This is a genomic window from Pseudomonas sp. NPDC077186 (assembly GCF_044543505.1).
Taxonomy (GTDB): Bacteria; Pseudomonadota; Gammaproteobacteria; order Pseudomonadales; family Pseudomonadaceae; genus Aquipseudomonas.
On sequence record NZ_JBITWE010000001.1, the window covers coordinates 382,658 to 396,038 of the forward strand.

Below are 13,381 nucleotides of genomic sequence, written 5' to 3' on the forward strand. Positions count from 1 at the left end.
TGCGTCACATTTTGAACTGGCCGACCAGCCGATGCAGTCCGCCGGTCAGCTCGGCCACCGCGTCGCTGGCACGCACCATGTCGTCGGCGGATTCGCGCGTCGCGCCGCTCAGGGTGCGGATCTCGCGGGTGTTGCGCTCCACGCTCTCAACTACCGCGGCCTGTTGCTCGGCCGCTGCAGCGATCTGCAGGTTGTGCTGGACGATCACCGCCATGCCCTCGGTGATATCGGCGAAGGCCTCGGCGGCGAGCCGCGTCAGCTGCACCACCTCGCCGGCGCTGTCGTGGGTGGCGCGGATGCGCCGCACCGCGTTGCCGACCTCGCGCTGCAGGCGCTCGATGGTACCGTCGATCTCCCCCGTCAGCCCCTGGGAATGCGTGGCCAGGCTGCGCACCTCGTCGGCGACCACGGCGAAGCCGCGGCCCTGCTCGCCGGCCCTGGCGGCCTCGATGGCGGCGTTGAGCGCCAACAGGTTGGTCTGCTGCGAGACGCTGCGAATCATCTCCACTACCCGGGCGATCTCCTGGCTCTCGCGTTCGACCGCGGCAATGGTCGCGATCGACTCGTCGAGTTCGGCGAACAGCGCATCGATGCTACCCATGACCCGCTCGATCTTCGCCCCGCCATCCCGGCAGTTGGCGCTGGCGTGGCTGGCGCGATCCGAGGTGGAGTGCGAGCTGCGGCTGATTTCCTGCACGCTGCCCACCAGCTCGGCCATGGCCGTGGAGATCAGCTCCAGCTCGCTGGCCTGACGTGCTGCGGCGAGCTGCGAGTGGCTCGCCGTGGCGCTGACCTGCGCGGCCTTGCCGTGGGTGGCGTCGGAAAACTGCACCACCTCGGCGATTAGCGCGCGCATGCGCTCGCGCATGACGTTGAAGTCACCGGCCAGGTCGCCCAGCTCGTCGCGCGCGTTGGCACGGATGCCGTAGCGCAGGTCGCCGTCGGCCAGCCGACAGGTGGCATCGGTGATCAGACGGATCGAGCCGCGCACCGACAGATAGAAGCCGACGAACAGGTAGATCAGGCTAGCGATCACCAGCAGCAGCGCGACGCTCCAGCCCAGCAGCGTGCGCTCGCGGGCGGCGATACGCGCGGTGAGAATCGTCGCCGTATCGTCCAGCAGCAGCTGCGTCGCGCTGTCGAGTCGGTCGAGCAGCGGCGCGTAGGCCTGCCAGCGCTCGGCCCAGAGCGCGGTCGAGTCTTCGTCGTAGAAGGCACTGGCGGCGTAGCCGGCGATGATCGTGCTCTCGTACAGCTCGCGCGCCTGCGTGGCGGCCTCGACGATCTGCGCGCGGGCCTGTGCGGCGCCCGCCCCGGCGGCGACCTGGGTGAAGGGGTCGAGGTTGCCGGCCTGGCTGAGGATGCTGGTGCGCGAGGCGGAATCCAGATAGCCATAGGCGGTGACGTAGCAGGCGAAGGCGCGGGTCTGGTACAGAGTCTGGTACAGCGGCAGCGCCGTGCCAAGCAGCAGGTCGACGGCGCGGCTGACCTCGGCGTCGCGGTCCTGGCTCAGGTAGGTGTCGCGGGCGATGTCCTTGAGTCGCGCGACATGATCCGCGTGGCCGTGCAGCAGCTCAGCGTAGAGCGCGCCAACCGGCAGGTCACCGCGCGCCTTGGTCTGGCCGACCAGGGCAGCGGCATCCACCGGCGCCATCGACGCGGCCGCCAGCTGTTCGTTCAACGCCTGCGCGGCGCGCTGCAAGCCCTGCTGCTGCTCGGCGAGGGCGGTGCTCAGCGCCTCACTCTCGCGCGCATGGCCGACCAGTTGCAGGCCGACCAGTTCCAGCGAAGCGCGATACAGTGGCAGGTAATGCTTGATCGCCGCCAGCCCCTGCAATTCCTTCTGGGCGTCCTGCAGCTCGCGGTACAGACCGCCGAGCTTGTCCAGCGCCAGCCAGCAGAACGGCAGCAGAAACACCGCCAGGATGATGGCGAATTTCTGCAGATAGCGGGCGCGGTTCATCAGCGCCAGCACGGGTTTGAACATGGCGATTCCTCGGCTTTCGGCAAAATAGTCGTGGCGGCTAGCGGATCGAGACGCTCTTGGTAAGGTTCTGCTTCATAAATTCCAGGAAGCGATCACGGAACAGAACGGTGTGCTCGTGGGAGGCCTGCTCGGCCAGGTCCGCCTGACGGTTGGCGATGGCTTCGATGATGCTGTCGTGGTCCTGATCGGCACCACTGAGCCCCTGCGAGCTGACGATGAAGTCGAAGTGCAGGTGCAGCAGGCGCTGGCCCTCGCCCAGCAATTTCTCGTAGTAGCTGGTGAAATAGGGATTGTGCCCTGCCCTGGCGATCTCCATATGGAAGGCCTTGTTCAGCTCGGACATGGCCTCGAAGCTGCCCTGCCCCAACGCCGCGACATAGGCGACATTGGCCTGGCGGATGCGCTGCAGATCCTGCTCGGTGCGGTTGATCGCGGCGAGCCGGGTCACCGCGCGCTGGGTCAGGTCCAGCGCAGCGATGTAGTTGGGAAACTCCTCGATTTCGAAGGGTGTCACTAGCATGGTGCGATTGGGCAAGATGGTCACCAGCCCTTCGCTGATCAGCCGCGCCAGGGCATCGCGTACCGGTGAGCGGGACACGCCGAACTGCGCCGCCAGCGACACCTCGTCCAACTGTGCGCCGGGCTTGAGTTGCAGCGTAAGGATCTGCCTGCGCAGCGCCTCGTAGATATAGCGACCGCCGTGTCGCTTGGCACTACCTTCCGCCTTGATCTCGACTACGCCCATGGCACTGCTCCCGCTGGTTCGGACGGGCCGACTGGCCCGCCCCGGTGTGACGCACTCACTGGGGAAAGGCCGGGCCCCAGGTATCGCTGAGCATAAAGCCCGCAGCCAGGGGATCGTCCGGGTCTACCCCCAGTTGCTGGATGCCGTAGATCCAGGCGCGTCCGGTGATCCGCGGCAACACCGCGGGCCGGCCGCCGACCTCGCTGCGGCCAAGCAGCTGCACCTGGAACTCGCCGCCGATGGTGGAACGCGAGACCAACTGGTCGCCCTCCTCGACCAAACCACGTGCCGCCAGCGTCGCGAGGTTGGCCGAGCTGCCGGTGCCGCAGGGCGAGCGATCGACGCGGCCCGGCGGCAACGTGGTGCAGGTCTGGTAGGTGCGGCCATCCAGGCGATTGCGGAACATCACGTAGGCCACGTCATTGAGCGCGGCGAACAACGGGTGCTGGACGCTGACCTGGCGGTTGATCAGCTCCTTCAGCGCCACCCCGGCGGCGGCCAGTTCGCGGGCGTGCTCCGGGGCGATGCTCAGCCCGACCTGCTCGACGTCCACCAGGGCGTAGTAGACGCCGCCGAAGGCGATATCGGCCTTGATGCTGCCGAACGCCTCGGTGTCGATGGCCAGGTCCAGGTGCTCGACGAACGACGGCACCATGTCCAGCGATACGCTCAGGCAGCGCCCGTCTTCGCAGCGCGCCCGGGCGGTCACTAGGCCGGCCGGGGTGTCCAGCACCACGGTGGTTTCCGGCTCCTGCATCGGCAGCATGCCCAGTTCCAGCAGCGCGGTGACCACGCAGATGCAGTTGCTGCCGGACATCGGATGGGCCTTGTCGGCCTGCAGCACGATAAAGCCCGCCTGCGCCTCCGGTCGGGTCGGCGGCAGCAGCAGGTTGACCGACATCTGCAGGCAGCCGCGCGGCTCCAGCATCACCAGGCGGCGCAGGCTGTCGTCCACCTCGTTAATGTGGTTCATCTTGTCCAGCATGGTCGCGCCGGGGACGCCGAGTACGCCGCCGGTGATGACCTTGCCGATCTCGCCCTCGCAGTGCACATCGACGATTTGCAGCGTTTTCTTCCAGCGCATGGCGCTTACCTCACTTGATGTACCAGGCCCAGGGTTGCTCGCTGTCGTAGCGGGTGATCTGCTTGGTTTCCAGGTAGTTGTTCAGGCCCCACTCGCCCAGCTCGCGACCGATCCCGCTCTGCTTGTAACCGCCCCAGGGCGCCTCGGTGAAGGTCGGCTGCGAGCAGTTGATCCAGACGATGCCGGCGCGCAACTTGCGGGCGACGCGCTCGGCGCGCGGCAGGTCCTTGGACATCACCGCAGCGGCCAGGCCGAAGCGCGAGTCGTTGGCGCTGCGCAGCGCCTCGGCTTCGTCGTCGAACGGCCGGATGCACACCACCGGGCCGAAGATTTCCTCGTTCCAGATCCAGCTGTCCTCTGGTACGTCGGCGAAGATGGTCGGCTGCAGGTAGAAGCCCTTGGCGAAACCGGCCGGCCGCTCGCCACCGTAGACCAACTTGGCGCCCTCCTCGCGACCACGCACTATGGCTTCACGCACCTTGTCGTACTGGCTCTGGTTGACCAGCGGGCCGAGCAGCACGCCCTCCTCCATCCCGTTGCCGATGCGCACCTTCTCGGCTTCCTGCTTCAGGCGCTCGATCAGCGGCGCGTACAGCTCGCGCTGCACCAGCACGCGGGAGGTAGCGGAGCAGACCTGGCCCTGGTTCCAGAAGATGCCGAACATGATCCACTCGACGGCGGCCTCGACATCGCTGTCGGCGAAGACGATGAACGGCGACTTGCCGCCCAGCTCCAGGCTGATGTTTTTGATGTCCTTGGCGGCGGCCTGCATGATCCGGCTGCCGGTCGGCACGCTGCCGGTAAAGGCCAGCTTGTCGATGCCGGGGTGCTCGGCCAGCGGCGCGCCGGCATCCGGGCCCAGACCGGTGACCACATTGAGCACGCCGGCCGGCAGCCCGGCCTTGTGGGCGATGCGCGCCAGCTCCAGGGCGGTGAGCGGGGTCAGCTCGGACGGCTTGAGCACCATGCAGCAGCCGGCGGCCAGCGCCGGGGCAACCTTCCAGGCGGCCATCAGCATGGGAAAGTTCCACGGAATGATGGCGCCGGCGACGCCCACCGGCTCCTTGCGCGCCACCGAGCTGAAGCGCTCGTCGGCCAGCGCCACAGGCTGCTCGCTGTGACCGTCGAGGTCTTCGGCGAGGTCGGCGTAGAAATCGAAGCAGCCGGCGGTGTCGCCGATGTCCCAGAGCGCCTCGGGCAGCGGCTTGCCGTTGTCGCGCACTTCCAGCTCGGCCAGCTCCTGCTGGCGGTCGCGGATGCCCTGGGCGATCTTGCGTAGCACGGCGGCGCGCGCCGCGCCGCTCATGCTCGGCCAAGGGCCTTCGTCGAAGGCCCGGCGGGCGGCCCTGACGGCCAGGTCGACGTCCTCGGCAGTGGCGGCGGCGACTGCAGCCAGCCGCTCTTCGCTGCTCGGGTCGATGCTCTCGAAGATGCCGCCTTTAACCGGCGCCACCCACTGGCCATTGATATAAAGCTGGTCGTACGTGTTCATGCGAGTCCTCCAATAAGGGCGAAGCGCTTGGCGCTGAAGGGGGTCAGGTTCTGGGCAGTGGGCCGCCCCGCTGCCAGATCGGCGATCAGCCGTCCGGTGGTGGCACCGAGAGTCAGGCCCAACTGGCCATGGCCGAAGGCCATGAGTACGTTGGGCAGACGCGGCGAACGGTCGATGATCGGTTTGGTATCCGGCAGGAACGGGCGATAGCCCACGCCGTATTCGAGCCTGGCGGTCTGCAGCTCGGGCAGGATGCGCCGGGCTTTCTCCAAGATGATGTCGGCGCGCTTGAAGTTCGGCTCGGCACCCTCGCCGGCGAACTCGATGGTGCCGCCAATCTGCAGGCCGCGGGTCATCGGGGCGAAGCAGAAGCCGCCGTCGGCATAGATCACCGAGTGACGGATCTCGACGCCGGGGTTGGGCAGCACCACCTGGTAACCGGCGATGCCGGCCAGCGGCACATCCACCCCCAGTTGCTCGAAGAACTGTCGCGAGCCGGTGCCGGCGGCTACCACCACGTGCTCGGCCGGCAGGCGCAGGCCGCTGGCCAGGGTCACGCCGCTGGCGCGGTCGGCGACGCTGTCGATACGCCTGGCTTGCTCGCGCACGCGCACGCCGCCCTGGTCGATAAAGCTTTGCGTCAGAGCGGCGATAAAGCCTTCGGTGTCGCTGACTGCACGCCAGTCGGGGAACAGCAGGCCGTGCTGGAACTTGCCGGCCAGACTCGGCTCCAGCTCTGCGATGGCGCCGGCGTCCAGCTCTTCGGAGGCGAAGCCCAGCGACTTGCGCAACTCCAGGTGCGGGCGCTCGTGGGCCACGCCGGCGGGCGAGTCGAATACCTCGATGATCGGTCGCTCGCCCAGCAGGGCCTTGTCCGCGCAGGCGTCGAGCAGCGGCGCGTAGTCCTCGTAGACATGCTCGGTCAGGGTGGTCATGGCCTGGGCGATCTCGACGATCTTGGCGTGGCGGGCGTTGGCCACGAAGCGCAGGAACCACGGCAGGATGCCCGGCAGCGCGCTCGGACGCAGGGCCAGCGGGCCCTTCTGATCCAGCAGCCAGCCTGGGATCTTCTTCAGGATGCCGGGTTTGGACAGCGGGATGACCTCGCTGACGGCCATCTGTCCGCAGCTCCACTTGGCCGTGCTGTCGCCCGGTGCTGCCGGGTCGACCAGGTTCACCCGATAACCTTCGCGCTGCAGGTACAGCGCGCAACAGACGCCGACGATGCCGCCCCCGATGACGACGGCCTGTTCAGGGTTTGCAGCGGGTAAAGAGTTCATAGGACGCTCACTTGGGGTAACCGATGGGTGACGAATTCATCGCAGGTAGAACCAGTACAGCAGGGTTGCTCATCATCAACCCGGCAGACGCTGTCAGAATGCAGACAGCGCCGGAAAATATTCGGTGTCCAACAGTGCGCAACACCGCCACAACCAGCCGCGTGCTGCGCCATTGGGCCTGCCGACCCGCGAGGGCCGGCAGGCTCGAGCATCAGCGTTGCGAAGCCTCGAAGACGCGGCGGAACTCGGCCTTTTCGTCATCGGTCAGCGGCAGCAGCGGCGCACGGGCATTGCCGGCCTTGAAGCCGGCCAGTTCGGCGCCGTACTTGACCTTCTGCACGAACTTGCCGCTTTCCAGGTTGGCCATGATCGGGAACAGGTTGCGCATCACGTCCTGGGCACCGGCCAGGTCGCCGGCGGTGAACTTGTTGTAGAAGTCCACTACCTTCTCCGGGAAGATGTTGGCCGGGCCGCAGATCCAGCTGGTGGCGCCCCAGATGAAGAAGTCCAGCGCCTGGTCGTCCGAGCCGCAGGACAGCTGGATCTTGCCCTTGTAGTTCTCGCCGATCTCGATGGCGCGCAGCAGGTTGCCGCTGCTTTCCTTGATGCCAATCACGCGCGGATGATCCTTGAGCGCCTCGATCACGCCCATGCCCACCTCGACGTTGGTACGCACCGGGTAGTTGTAGAGCACCACGTTGATCTGCGGGAAGGCTTCGAGGATGGCGTGGTAGTGGCTGAGCAGCTCTTCCTGCGACGGCAGCGCGTAGTACGGCGGGGCGATCAGCAGGTTGGTGTAGCCGGCGTCGACGGTCTGCTGCACCTGCTCCAGTACCTCGCGGGTGCAGGAACCGTTGGCGCCGGCAATCAGGGTGCCGCGGTCGCCGACCACTTCCTTGACGGTGGCCAGGATCTGCCGGCGCTCCTCGTTGGTCAGTGCGTAGTACTCGCCGGTCGAACCGAGCGGGACGAAGCCGCTGACGCCGGCCTTGAGCTGGTGTTCGAGGATCGAGGCGAGGATCTCGTGATCGACGGCGCCGTTCTTGTCGAAGGGGGTGACGATGGCGGGCAGGATGCCTTTCAGTTGCATGGTGATATCTCCGGTAGAGCTAGGGGGGTTAGTAGGCGTAGCGACGCAGCATCCGCGACTCGACCACGCCGACCAGGCGGGTCAGGGGGAACGCGACGAGGAAGTAGATGACGGCGACCGCAGTGAGGAACTCCACCGGCCGCGCCGTACTGTTGGAAATGTTCTGGCCGATAAACATCAGATCGGCGATACCCACCGAGGAGATCAGTGCGCTCTCCTTGAACAGGCTGACCACGTTCGACAGCAGCGGCGGCGTGGCGCGCAGCAGGGCCTGCGGGAAGATCACGAACAGCACCTTGACCCGCGGGGTCAGGCCCAGCGCCGTGCAGGCGTCATGCTGCTCGCTGGCGATGGATTTGAGCGCGCCACGGAAGGTCTCGCTAGTGATCGCCGCCATATAGAAGGTCAGCGCCAGCATCACCGAGACGTAGGGCGACAGCGTCAGGCCGAACACCACCGGGAAGCAGAAGAACACCCAGAACAGCTGGATCAGCAGCGGCGTGCCGCGGAAGAACTCCACATAGAGGGTGATCGGCAGGCGGATCAGCGGGTTGCGCACATTGCGCAGCAGGCTGATCACGAAGCCGGCCAGGCTGCCCAGGACTGCACAGGTCAGGGTGATGGCGATGGTCAGGCCCAGCCCCTTGAGCAGGATGCTCCAGAAGGGGAAAACGACGGAAAAATCGATATTCATGACGTTCTCCTCAGTGCGCGGCCGCGGCTTCCTGACGGCGCTCGATGTACTGCACCAGCTGCGCGATCGGCAGCGACAGGGCGAAGTAGATCAGGGCGATCAGGGTGTAGGTTTCCAGCGGGCGATAGGCCTCGGTGGCCAGGCTCTTGCCCACGTACATCAGGTCGGAGACCGCGACGATGGCCACCAGCGCGCTCTGCTGCAGGCTGCCGATGCCGTTGGTCATCAGCACCGGCAATGCGCTGCGCAGGGCCTGTGGGAGTACCACGTAGAAGGTGCGCTGCCAGGACCGCAGGCCCAGGGCGATGGAGGCGTCCAAGTGTTCCCTGGGTACCGCCTGCACGCCGGCGCGGTAGGCTTCGGAGTTGAAGGCCGCGAGGTTCAGTCCCAGCGCCAGGAAGCCCATGGCCACCGGGTCGATGAAGACGTTGAACAGCATCGGCACGCAGTAGAAGAACCAGACGATCTGCAGCAGCGCCGGGGTGCAGCGGAAGAACTCGATGAACAGCTGCGCTGGCCAGCGGATGAAAAACCAGCGGCTCAGCGTCATCAGGCACAGACCGAAACCCAGCACCAGGCCGATCAGGTTGGAGACCAGGGCCAGCTCGAGGGTGACCTTCAGACCATCCCAGAGCACGTCGAAGCTGCCGGTCAGGAAGTGGAAATCGAATTGATAGTTCATGGCGGCCGCCCTCAGTCCAGGTGCAGGACTTTTTCAAGGAACTCGCGGGTACGGGCTTCCTTCGGCTGGGTGAAGATCTGCTCCGGCGGGCCTTGCTCGACCACCTTGCCGTTGGCGCAGAACACCACGCGGGTCGCGATGTGCCGGGCGAAGTGCATGTCGTGGGTGACGATGATCATGGCCATCTTCTGCTCGGCCAGTTGCAGCATGACGTTCTGCACCTCGATGACCATTTCCGGGTCCAGCGCCGAGGTCACCTCGTCGAACAGCATCAGCTTGGGTTCGAGCATCAGCGCACGGGCGATCGCCACGCGCTGCTTCTGGCCGCCGGACAGCTGGCTGGGATAGGCGTTGAGCTTGCTTTCCAGGCCCAGGCGGGCGAGGTAGGCACGCGCCTTCTCGGTGGCCTCGGCCTTGGACAGGCCGTGCACCTTGGTCGGCGCCAGAATCAGGTTGCCCAGCACCGATAGGTGCGGAAACAGGGTGTAGTGCTGAAAGACCATGCCAATCTGGGTGCGCAAGCTCTCGTTGAGCGGCTTGCCGCAGCCCTTGCCACCGGCGATATAGGGCTTGCCTTGGAAGCTGATGGTGCCGCCCTGAATACCCTCCAGCCCCATCAACACCCGCAGCAGGGAGCTCTTGCCGCTGCCGCTCGGGCCGATGATCACCAGCCTGTCGTCGGCGCGCATGTCCAGGTCGAGGTTGTCCATCACCACCAGTTGTTCGCCATACGACTTGCACACACCGCGCAACTGGATGAAATCGCCACCCGACACCGAACTGGAGGCGTGAGCGGACTGTGGCTGGGCAGCCACCAAACGGGGAGTATTCATGGAAGCGTCTCCGGGAGGGCTGCCCTGGCGGGTCGCCCTCGGCTCTAAGCAGGGATTACTGGGCGGCCTGGGCTGCTGCGTTGACTTCGGCGGAAGCCTTGTCGATCAGCGCATCGATCTCGCCAGTTTCACGACGCTGGGTCAGGTAGATGTTCAGCACCTGCAGGTCGGCCGGAGAAATGTCGCGACGCAGACCGAAGGAGACACCCTGCTTGGCCAGGGCCGGCTCGGGCAGAACCTCTTTGGTCCAGCCCGGATTGGCCAGGGCGAACAGGTGATTGGTGTCGTTGGCATCGACCAGTACGTCGGCGCGGCGCGACATCACCGCCATACGCGTTTCGTCCATGCCCGGCAGGCGCATGATCTTGCCGTTCTTCACCGCAGCAGAGATCAGCTTGTCCCCTGCGGTGCCGGACATCACCGCGAAGGTCACGCCTTCCTTGTCATAGTCGGCAACGCTGTTACCGGCGCCGGCGAACTTCGGGTTGTCCTTGTTGACCAGCAGGGAGACCTGATACTCGGTCGCAGGTACCGAGAAGGCCAGCGCCAAAGCGCGCTCCGGCGTCTGGTTCAGCGCCATGGCCATGTCCCACTTATTGCTCTGCACGCCGGCGACGATGTTGTCCCAGCTGGTGTCAACGAACTCTACCTTGACCTTCAGCACCTTCTCGCCGAAGTCGCGGCACAGATCGACGAAGTAGCCGCTGTATTGACCGGAAGCCGCGTCCCGCATGACGTAGGGAGCGGCCACCGCCGCGCCGCAGCGCAGCACGCCAGCCTTCTGGATGTCTTTCCAGATTTGCGTTTCGGCCGCCTGAGCCGGGACCTGAGCGAGCAATGCGCCGACTGCAGCTGCACTGGCGATCACATTACGGATGGAGCGTGGGAAAAACCGAGCCATGTTGCACCTCACCGATAAGTTGTTTTTGTAGGCAGAAGTAATAGCGAACGATTTTGCGCTGTGTGTTTCATCGTGTGCTTTGTTGTGTGCAGCGCTGCATGCAGATTAGGACCGAGAAAAACACCCTGTCAACACGGCGCATAGATTTTTTTCAAATTAATGACCGTACGGTCGAGCCAGCGAATGCCGGCTCGACTCGGAAAATTCAGGAGAATCAGGGGTATAGGCGGGAGTTACTGGGGCAGCTGCAGGGCGTCGAGAAAACGCTCGAGGATGAGGTTCTGCCGGCGTCCCTTGCGCACGGCTACGGCCAGCTTGGCATCGAAGAACAAACGATCCGGGCTCAAGGGCGCCATCAGCCCCTTCTCCACCCAGGACGCTGCGTAGTGATCCGGCAGAAAGCCGATGTAGCTGCCGGTGAGGATCAAGAAGGCGATGCCCTCGCGGTCCGTCGCCGAGGCGGCGAAGTTGAGCAGCTGGTGCAGACCGATGGCCTCGGCGCTCATCCGGTAGCTCGGCACCACGGCGTCGGCACTGCGCAGTTCCTCGTTGCTGACCTCGGCTGCCCGCGGGAACAAGGGGTGCTCGCGACTGCAGTAGAGGTTCGAGCGCTCCTCGTACAGCAGGCTGTATTCGAGCCCGGAGAGCGGCGTGATCAGCGGCATGGCGCCGACGTGCAGCCGTCCATCGAGCAGCCCACGCTCGATCTCGCCGGGGGTGCTCATGCTGAGGTTGATGCGCACCCCGGTGCCCTGTGCCCGCACCGCCTGCAGCGCACGAGTGATACGCATCTTCGGCTGGGTGACGAGGTTGTTGACGATGCCGACGTTGAGGTCGCCGCGCAGTTGCTGATGCATCTGGTTGACCTCGCTGCGGAAGCCCTCGATGGCCACCAGCACCGCCTCGCCAGCGCGCAGCACCTCGCGGCCCTCGTCGGTCAGGGCGAAGCCGGCGCGGCCGCGCTGGCACAGGCGCATGCCCAGGCGTTTTTCCAGATCGCTCATGTGCAGGCTGATGGCCGAGCGACTGATGCCCAGCGCCCCTTCGGCCGCGGCGAAGCTGCCGCATTCGGCTACCGTCTTGAACAACCTGAGCAGGCGCAGTTCGAAATCGCTGACCTGGCTCAGTGGGGCTTTCTTGGGCATAGGTGAGTTTTCCAATATCTAAATTTAAACAAATATAGATTTAACTCACCTATTGGTTCGTTACAAGCTGATCGCACCTACCACCTTCGGGATGCGCATCATGAACCAGGCCCTGCAGACCCCTTCCCCACTCGCCAGCCAGCTCAAGCTGGATGCCCACTGGATGCCGTTCTCCGCCAACCGCCAGTTCCAGCGCGACCCGCGCCTGATCGTGGCGGCCGAGGGCAATATCCTTATCGACGACCAGGGCCGCCGCGTTTTCGACAGCCTGTCCGGCCTGTGGACCTGCGGCGCCGGCCACTCGCGCAAGGAAATCCAGGAGGCCGTGGCCAAGCAGCTCGGCACCCTCGACTACTCGCCAGCCTTTCAGTACGGCCACGCGCTGTCGTTCCAGCTGGCCGAGAAGATCGCGGACCTGATGCCGGGCGAGCTCAATCACGTGTTCTTCACCGGCTCCGGCTCCGAGTGCGCCGACACTTCGGTGAAGATGGCCAAGGCCTACTGGCGCCTCAAGGGCCAGCCGGCCAAGACCAAGTTCATCGGCCGCGCCCGCGGCTACCATGGCGTCAATATCGCCGGCACCTCGCTCGGCGGCATCGGCGGTAACCGCAAGATGTACGGCCAGTTCATGGACGTCGACCACCTGCCGCACACCCTGCAGCCGGGCATGGCCTTCACCCGTGGCATGGCCGAAACCGGCGGTGTCGAGCTGGCTAACGAACTGCTCAAGCTGATCGAGTTGCACGACGCCTCCAACATCGCCGCGGTGATAGTCGAGCCGGTGTCCGGTTCGGCCGGCGCCATTGTGCCGCCGGTGGGCTACCTGCAGCGCCTGCGCGAAATCTGCACGCAGCACAACATCCTGCTGATCTTCGACGAAGTGATCACCGGCTTCGGCCGCATGGGCACCTGGAGCGGCGCCGAGTTCTTCGGCGTGACCCCGGACATCATCAACGCCGCCAAGCAGATCACCAACGGCGCCGTGCCGCTGGGCGCGGTGATCGCCAGCAGCGAGATCTACCAGACCTTTATGCAGCAGGCCGCGCCGGAGCATATGGTCGAGTTCACCCACGGCTACACCTATTCAGGGCACCCGGTGGCCTGCGCTGCTGGCCTGGCCACCCTGGAACTGCTGCAGCGGGACAACCTGATCCAGCAGTCGGCCGAGCTGGCGCCGTACTTCGAGAACGCCCTGCATGGCCTGAAAGGCGCCAAGCACGTGGTCGATATCCGCAACTGCGGCTTGGTCGGCGCGCTGCAGATCGCCCCGCGCGACGGCGATGCCGTGGTGCGGCCGTTCGAGGCCGGACTGAAACTGTGGAAGGCCGGTTTCTACGTACGCTTCGGCGGCGACACCCTGCAGTTCGGGCCGACCTTCAACACCCAGCCGCAGGAACTGGACCGCCTGTTCAACGCCGTTGGTGAAGTCCTGAACAAGCTGGATTAAG

The 13,381-nt window shown here is 65.5% G+C and carries 12 protein-coding genes and 1 pseudogene; 1 reads left to right on the plus strand and 12 read right to left on the minus strand.

From position 1 onward, the window contains the following. Nucleotides 1-4: 4 nt before the first annotated feature. The 12 genes and pseudogenes from ACIGKL_RS01735 to ACIGKL_RS01790 all read right to left on the minus strand — a co-directional run bounded on the left by ACIGKL_RS01735 (nt 5) and on the right by ACIGKL_RS01790 (nt 11,933). A complete protein-coding gene (locus ACIGKL_RS01735; RefSeq protein WP_397486233.1) occupies nt 5-868 on the minus strand; it encodes a methyl-accepting chemotaxis protein in 864 nt (287 codons plus the stop codon). Next, nucleotides 863-1,987: pseudogene (locus tag ACIGKL_RS01740) on the minus strand (HAMP domain-containing protein); the annotation flags it as partial. The pseudogene ACIGKL_RS01740 and the gene ACIGKL_RS01735, both read right to left, overlap by 6 nt. A gap of 37 nt (nt 1,988-2,024) precedes the next feature. Next, the gene (locus ACIGKL_RS01745; protein ID WP_397485006.1) at nt 2,025-2,732 is read right to left on the minus strand and encodes a GntR family transcriptional regulator; all 708 of its coding nucleotides are present in this window, start codon (nt 2,730-2,732) and stop codon (nt 2,025-2,027) included. A gap of 55 nt (nt 2,733-2,787) precedes the next feature. Next, on the minus strand, nt 2,788-3,816 hold the full coding sequence (locus ACIGKL_RS01750; protein ID WP_397485007.1) for a proline racemase family protein: 1,029 nt from the start codon (nt 3,814-3,816) through the stop codon (nt 2,788-2,790). 10 nt (nt 3,817-3,826) lie between these two features. Beyond that, entirely contained in the window at nt 3,827-5,308 is a 1,482-nt protein-coding gene (locus ACIGKL_RS01755) for an aldehyde dehydrogenase family protein (protein WP_397485008.1), read from the minus strand. After that, complete coding sequence (locus ACIGKL_RS01760; protein WP_397485009.1) at nt 5,305-6,588, minus strand: NAD(P)/FAD-dependent oxidoreductase; 1,284 nt, start codon at nt 6,586-6,588, stop codon at nt 5,305-5,307. Before ACIGKL_RS01760 ends, ACIGKL_RS01755 begins: the two co-directional genes overlap by 4 nt. A gap of 211 nt (nt 6,589-6,799) precedes the next feature. Next, nucleotides 6,800-7,678, minus strand: coding sequence for a 4-hydroxy-tetrahydrodipicolinate synthase (gene dapA / locus ACIGKL_RS01765; protein WP_206418030.1), 879 nt, complete (start codon nt 7,676-7,678; stop codon nt 6,800-6,802). A gap of 28 nt (nt 7,679-7,706) precedes the next feature. Then, complete coding sequence (locus ACIGKL_RS01770) at nt 7,707-8,372, minus strand: amino acid ABC transporter permease (RefSeq protein ID WP_397485010.1); 666 nt, start codon at nt 8,370-8,372, stop codon at nt 7,707-7,709. Between the two features lie 10 nt (nt 8,373-8,382). Then, nucleotides 8,383-9,054 (minus strand): amino acid ABC transporter permease, encoded by a 672-nt coding sequence (locus ACIGKL_RS01775; protein ID WP_397485011.1) that lies wholly within the window; start codon nt 9,052-9,054, stop codon nt 8,383-8,385. 11 nt (nt 9,055-9,065) lie between these two features. Further along, nucleotides 9,066-9,887 carry an amino acid ABC transporter ATP-binding protein gene (locus tag ACIGKL_RS01780; RefSeq protein ID WP_397485012.1) on the minus strand — a complete coding sequence of 274 codons (822 nt, stop codon included), beginning with the start codon at nt 9,885-9,887 and terminating at the stop codon, nt 9,066-9,068. A gap of 55 nt (nt 9,888-9,942) precedes the next feature. Beyond that, entirely contained in the window at nt 9,943-10,788 is an 846-nt protein-coding gene (locus ACIGKL_RS01785; RefSeq protein WP_397485013.1) for a substrate-binding periplasmic protein, read from the minus strand. Nucleotides 10,789-11,021: 233 nt separating this feature from the next. Continuing rightward, nucleotides 11,022-11,933: a LysR family transcriptional regulator gene (locus ACIGKL_RS01790; protein ID WP_397485014.1), complete on the minus strand. Its 912-nt coding sequence runs from the start codon at nt 11,931-11,933 to the stop codon at nt 11,022-11,024. A 100-nt stretch (nt 11,934-12,033) separates the two neighbouring features. On the opposite strand from ACIGKL_RS01790, the gene ACIGKL_RS01795 reads away from it, so the two are divergent. Continuing rightward, complete coding sequence (locus tag ACIGKL_RS01795) at nt 12,034-13,380, plus strand: aspartate aminotransferase family protein (RefSeq protein WP_397485015.1); 1,347 nt, start codon at nt 12,034-12,036, stop codon at nt 13,378-13,380. The last annotated feature ends 1 nt before the right edge of the window (nt 13,381 follow it).

Bases quoted from the DNA above. Each gene is read 5' to 3' on its own strand.
- ACIGKL_RS01775 (WP_397485011.1), bottom strand. From the start codon at position 9,054: ATGAACTATCAATTCGATTTCCACTTCCTGACCGGCAGCTTCGACGTG.
- ACIGKL_RS01790 (WP_397485014.1), bottom strand. From the start codon at position 11,933: ATGCCCAAGAAAGCCCCACTGAGCCAGGTCAGCGATTTCGAACTGCGC.
- ACIGKL_RS01760 (WP_397485009.1), bottom strand. From the start codon at position 6,588: ATGAACTCTTTACCCGCTGCAAACCCTGAACAGGCCGTCGTCATCGGG.
- ACIGKL_RS01770 (WP_397485010.1), bottom strand. From the start codon at position 8,372: ATGAATATCGATTTTTCCGTCGTTTTCCCCTTCTGGAGCATCCTGCTC.
- ACIGKL_RS01795 (WP_397485015.1), top strand. From the start codon at position 12,034: ATGAACCAGGCCCTGCAGACCCCTTCCCCACTCGCCAGCCAGCTCAAG.
- ACIGKL_RS01755 (WP_397485008.1), bottom strand. From the start codon at position 5,308: ATGAACACGTACGACCAGCTTTATATCAATGGCCAGTGGGTGGCGCCG.
- dapA (WP_206418030.1), bottom strand. From the start codon at position 7,678: ATGCAACTGAAAGGCATCCTGCCCGCCATCGTCACCCCCTTCGACAAG.
- ACIGKL_RS01745 (WP_397485006.1), bottom strand. From the start codon at position 2,732: ATGGGCGTAGTCGAGATCAAGGCGGAAGGTAGTGCCAAGCGACACGGC.
- ACIGKL_RS01780 (WP_397485012.1), bottom strand. From the start codon at position 9,887: ATGAATACTCCCCGTTTGGTGGCTGCCCAGCCACAGTCCGCTCACGCC.
- ACIGKL_RS01750 (WP_397485007.1), bottom strand. From the start codon at position 3,816: ATGCGCTGGAAGAAAACGCTGCAAATCGTCGATGTGCACTGCGAGGGC.
- ACIGKL_RS01735 (WP_397486233.1), bottom strand. From the start codon at position 868: ATGCGCGAGCGCATGCGCGCGCTAATCGCCGAGGTGGTGCAGTTTTCC.
- ACIGKL_RS01785 (WP_397485013.1), bottom strand. From the start codon at position 10,788: ATGGCTCGGTTTTTCCCACGCTCCATCCGTAATGTGATCGCCAGTGCA.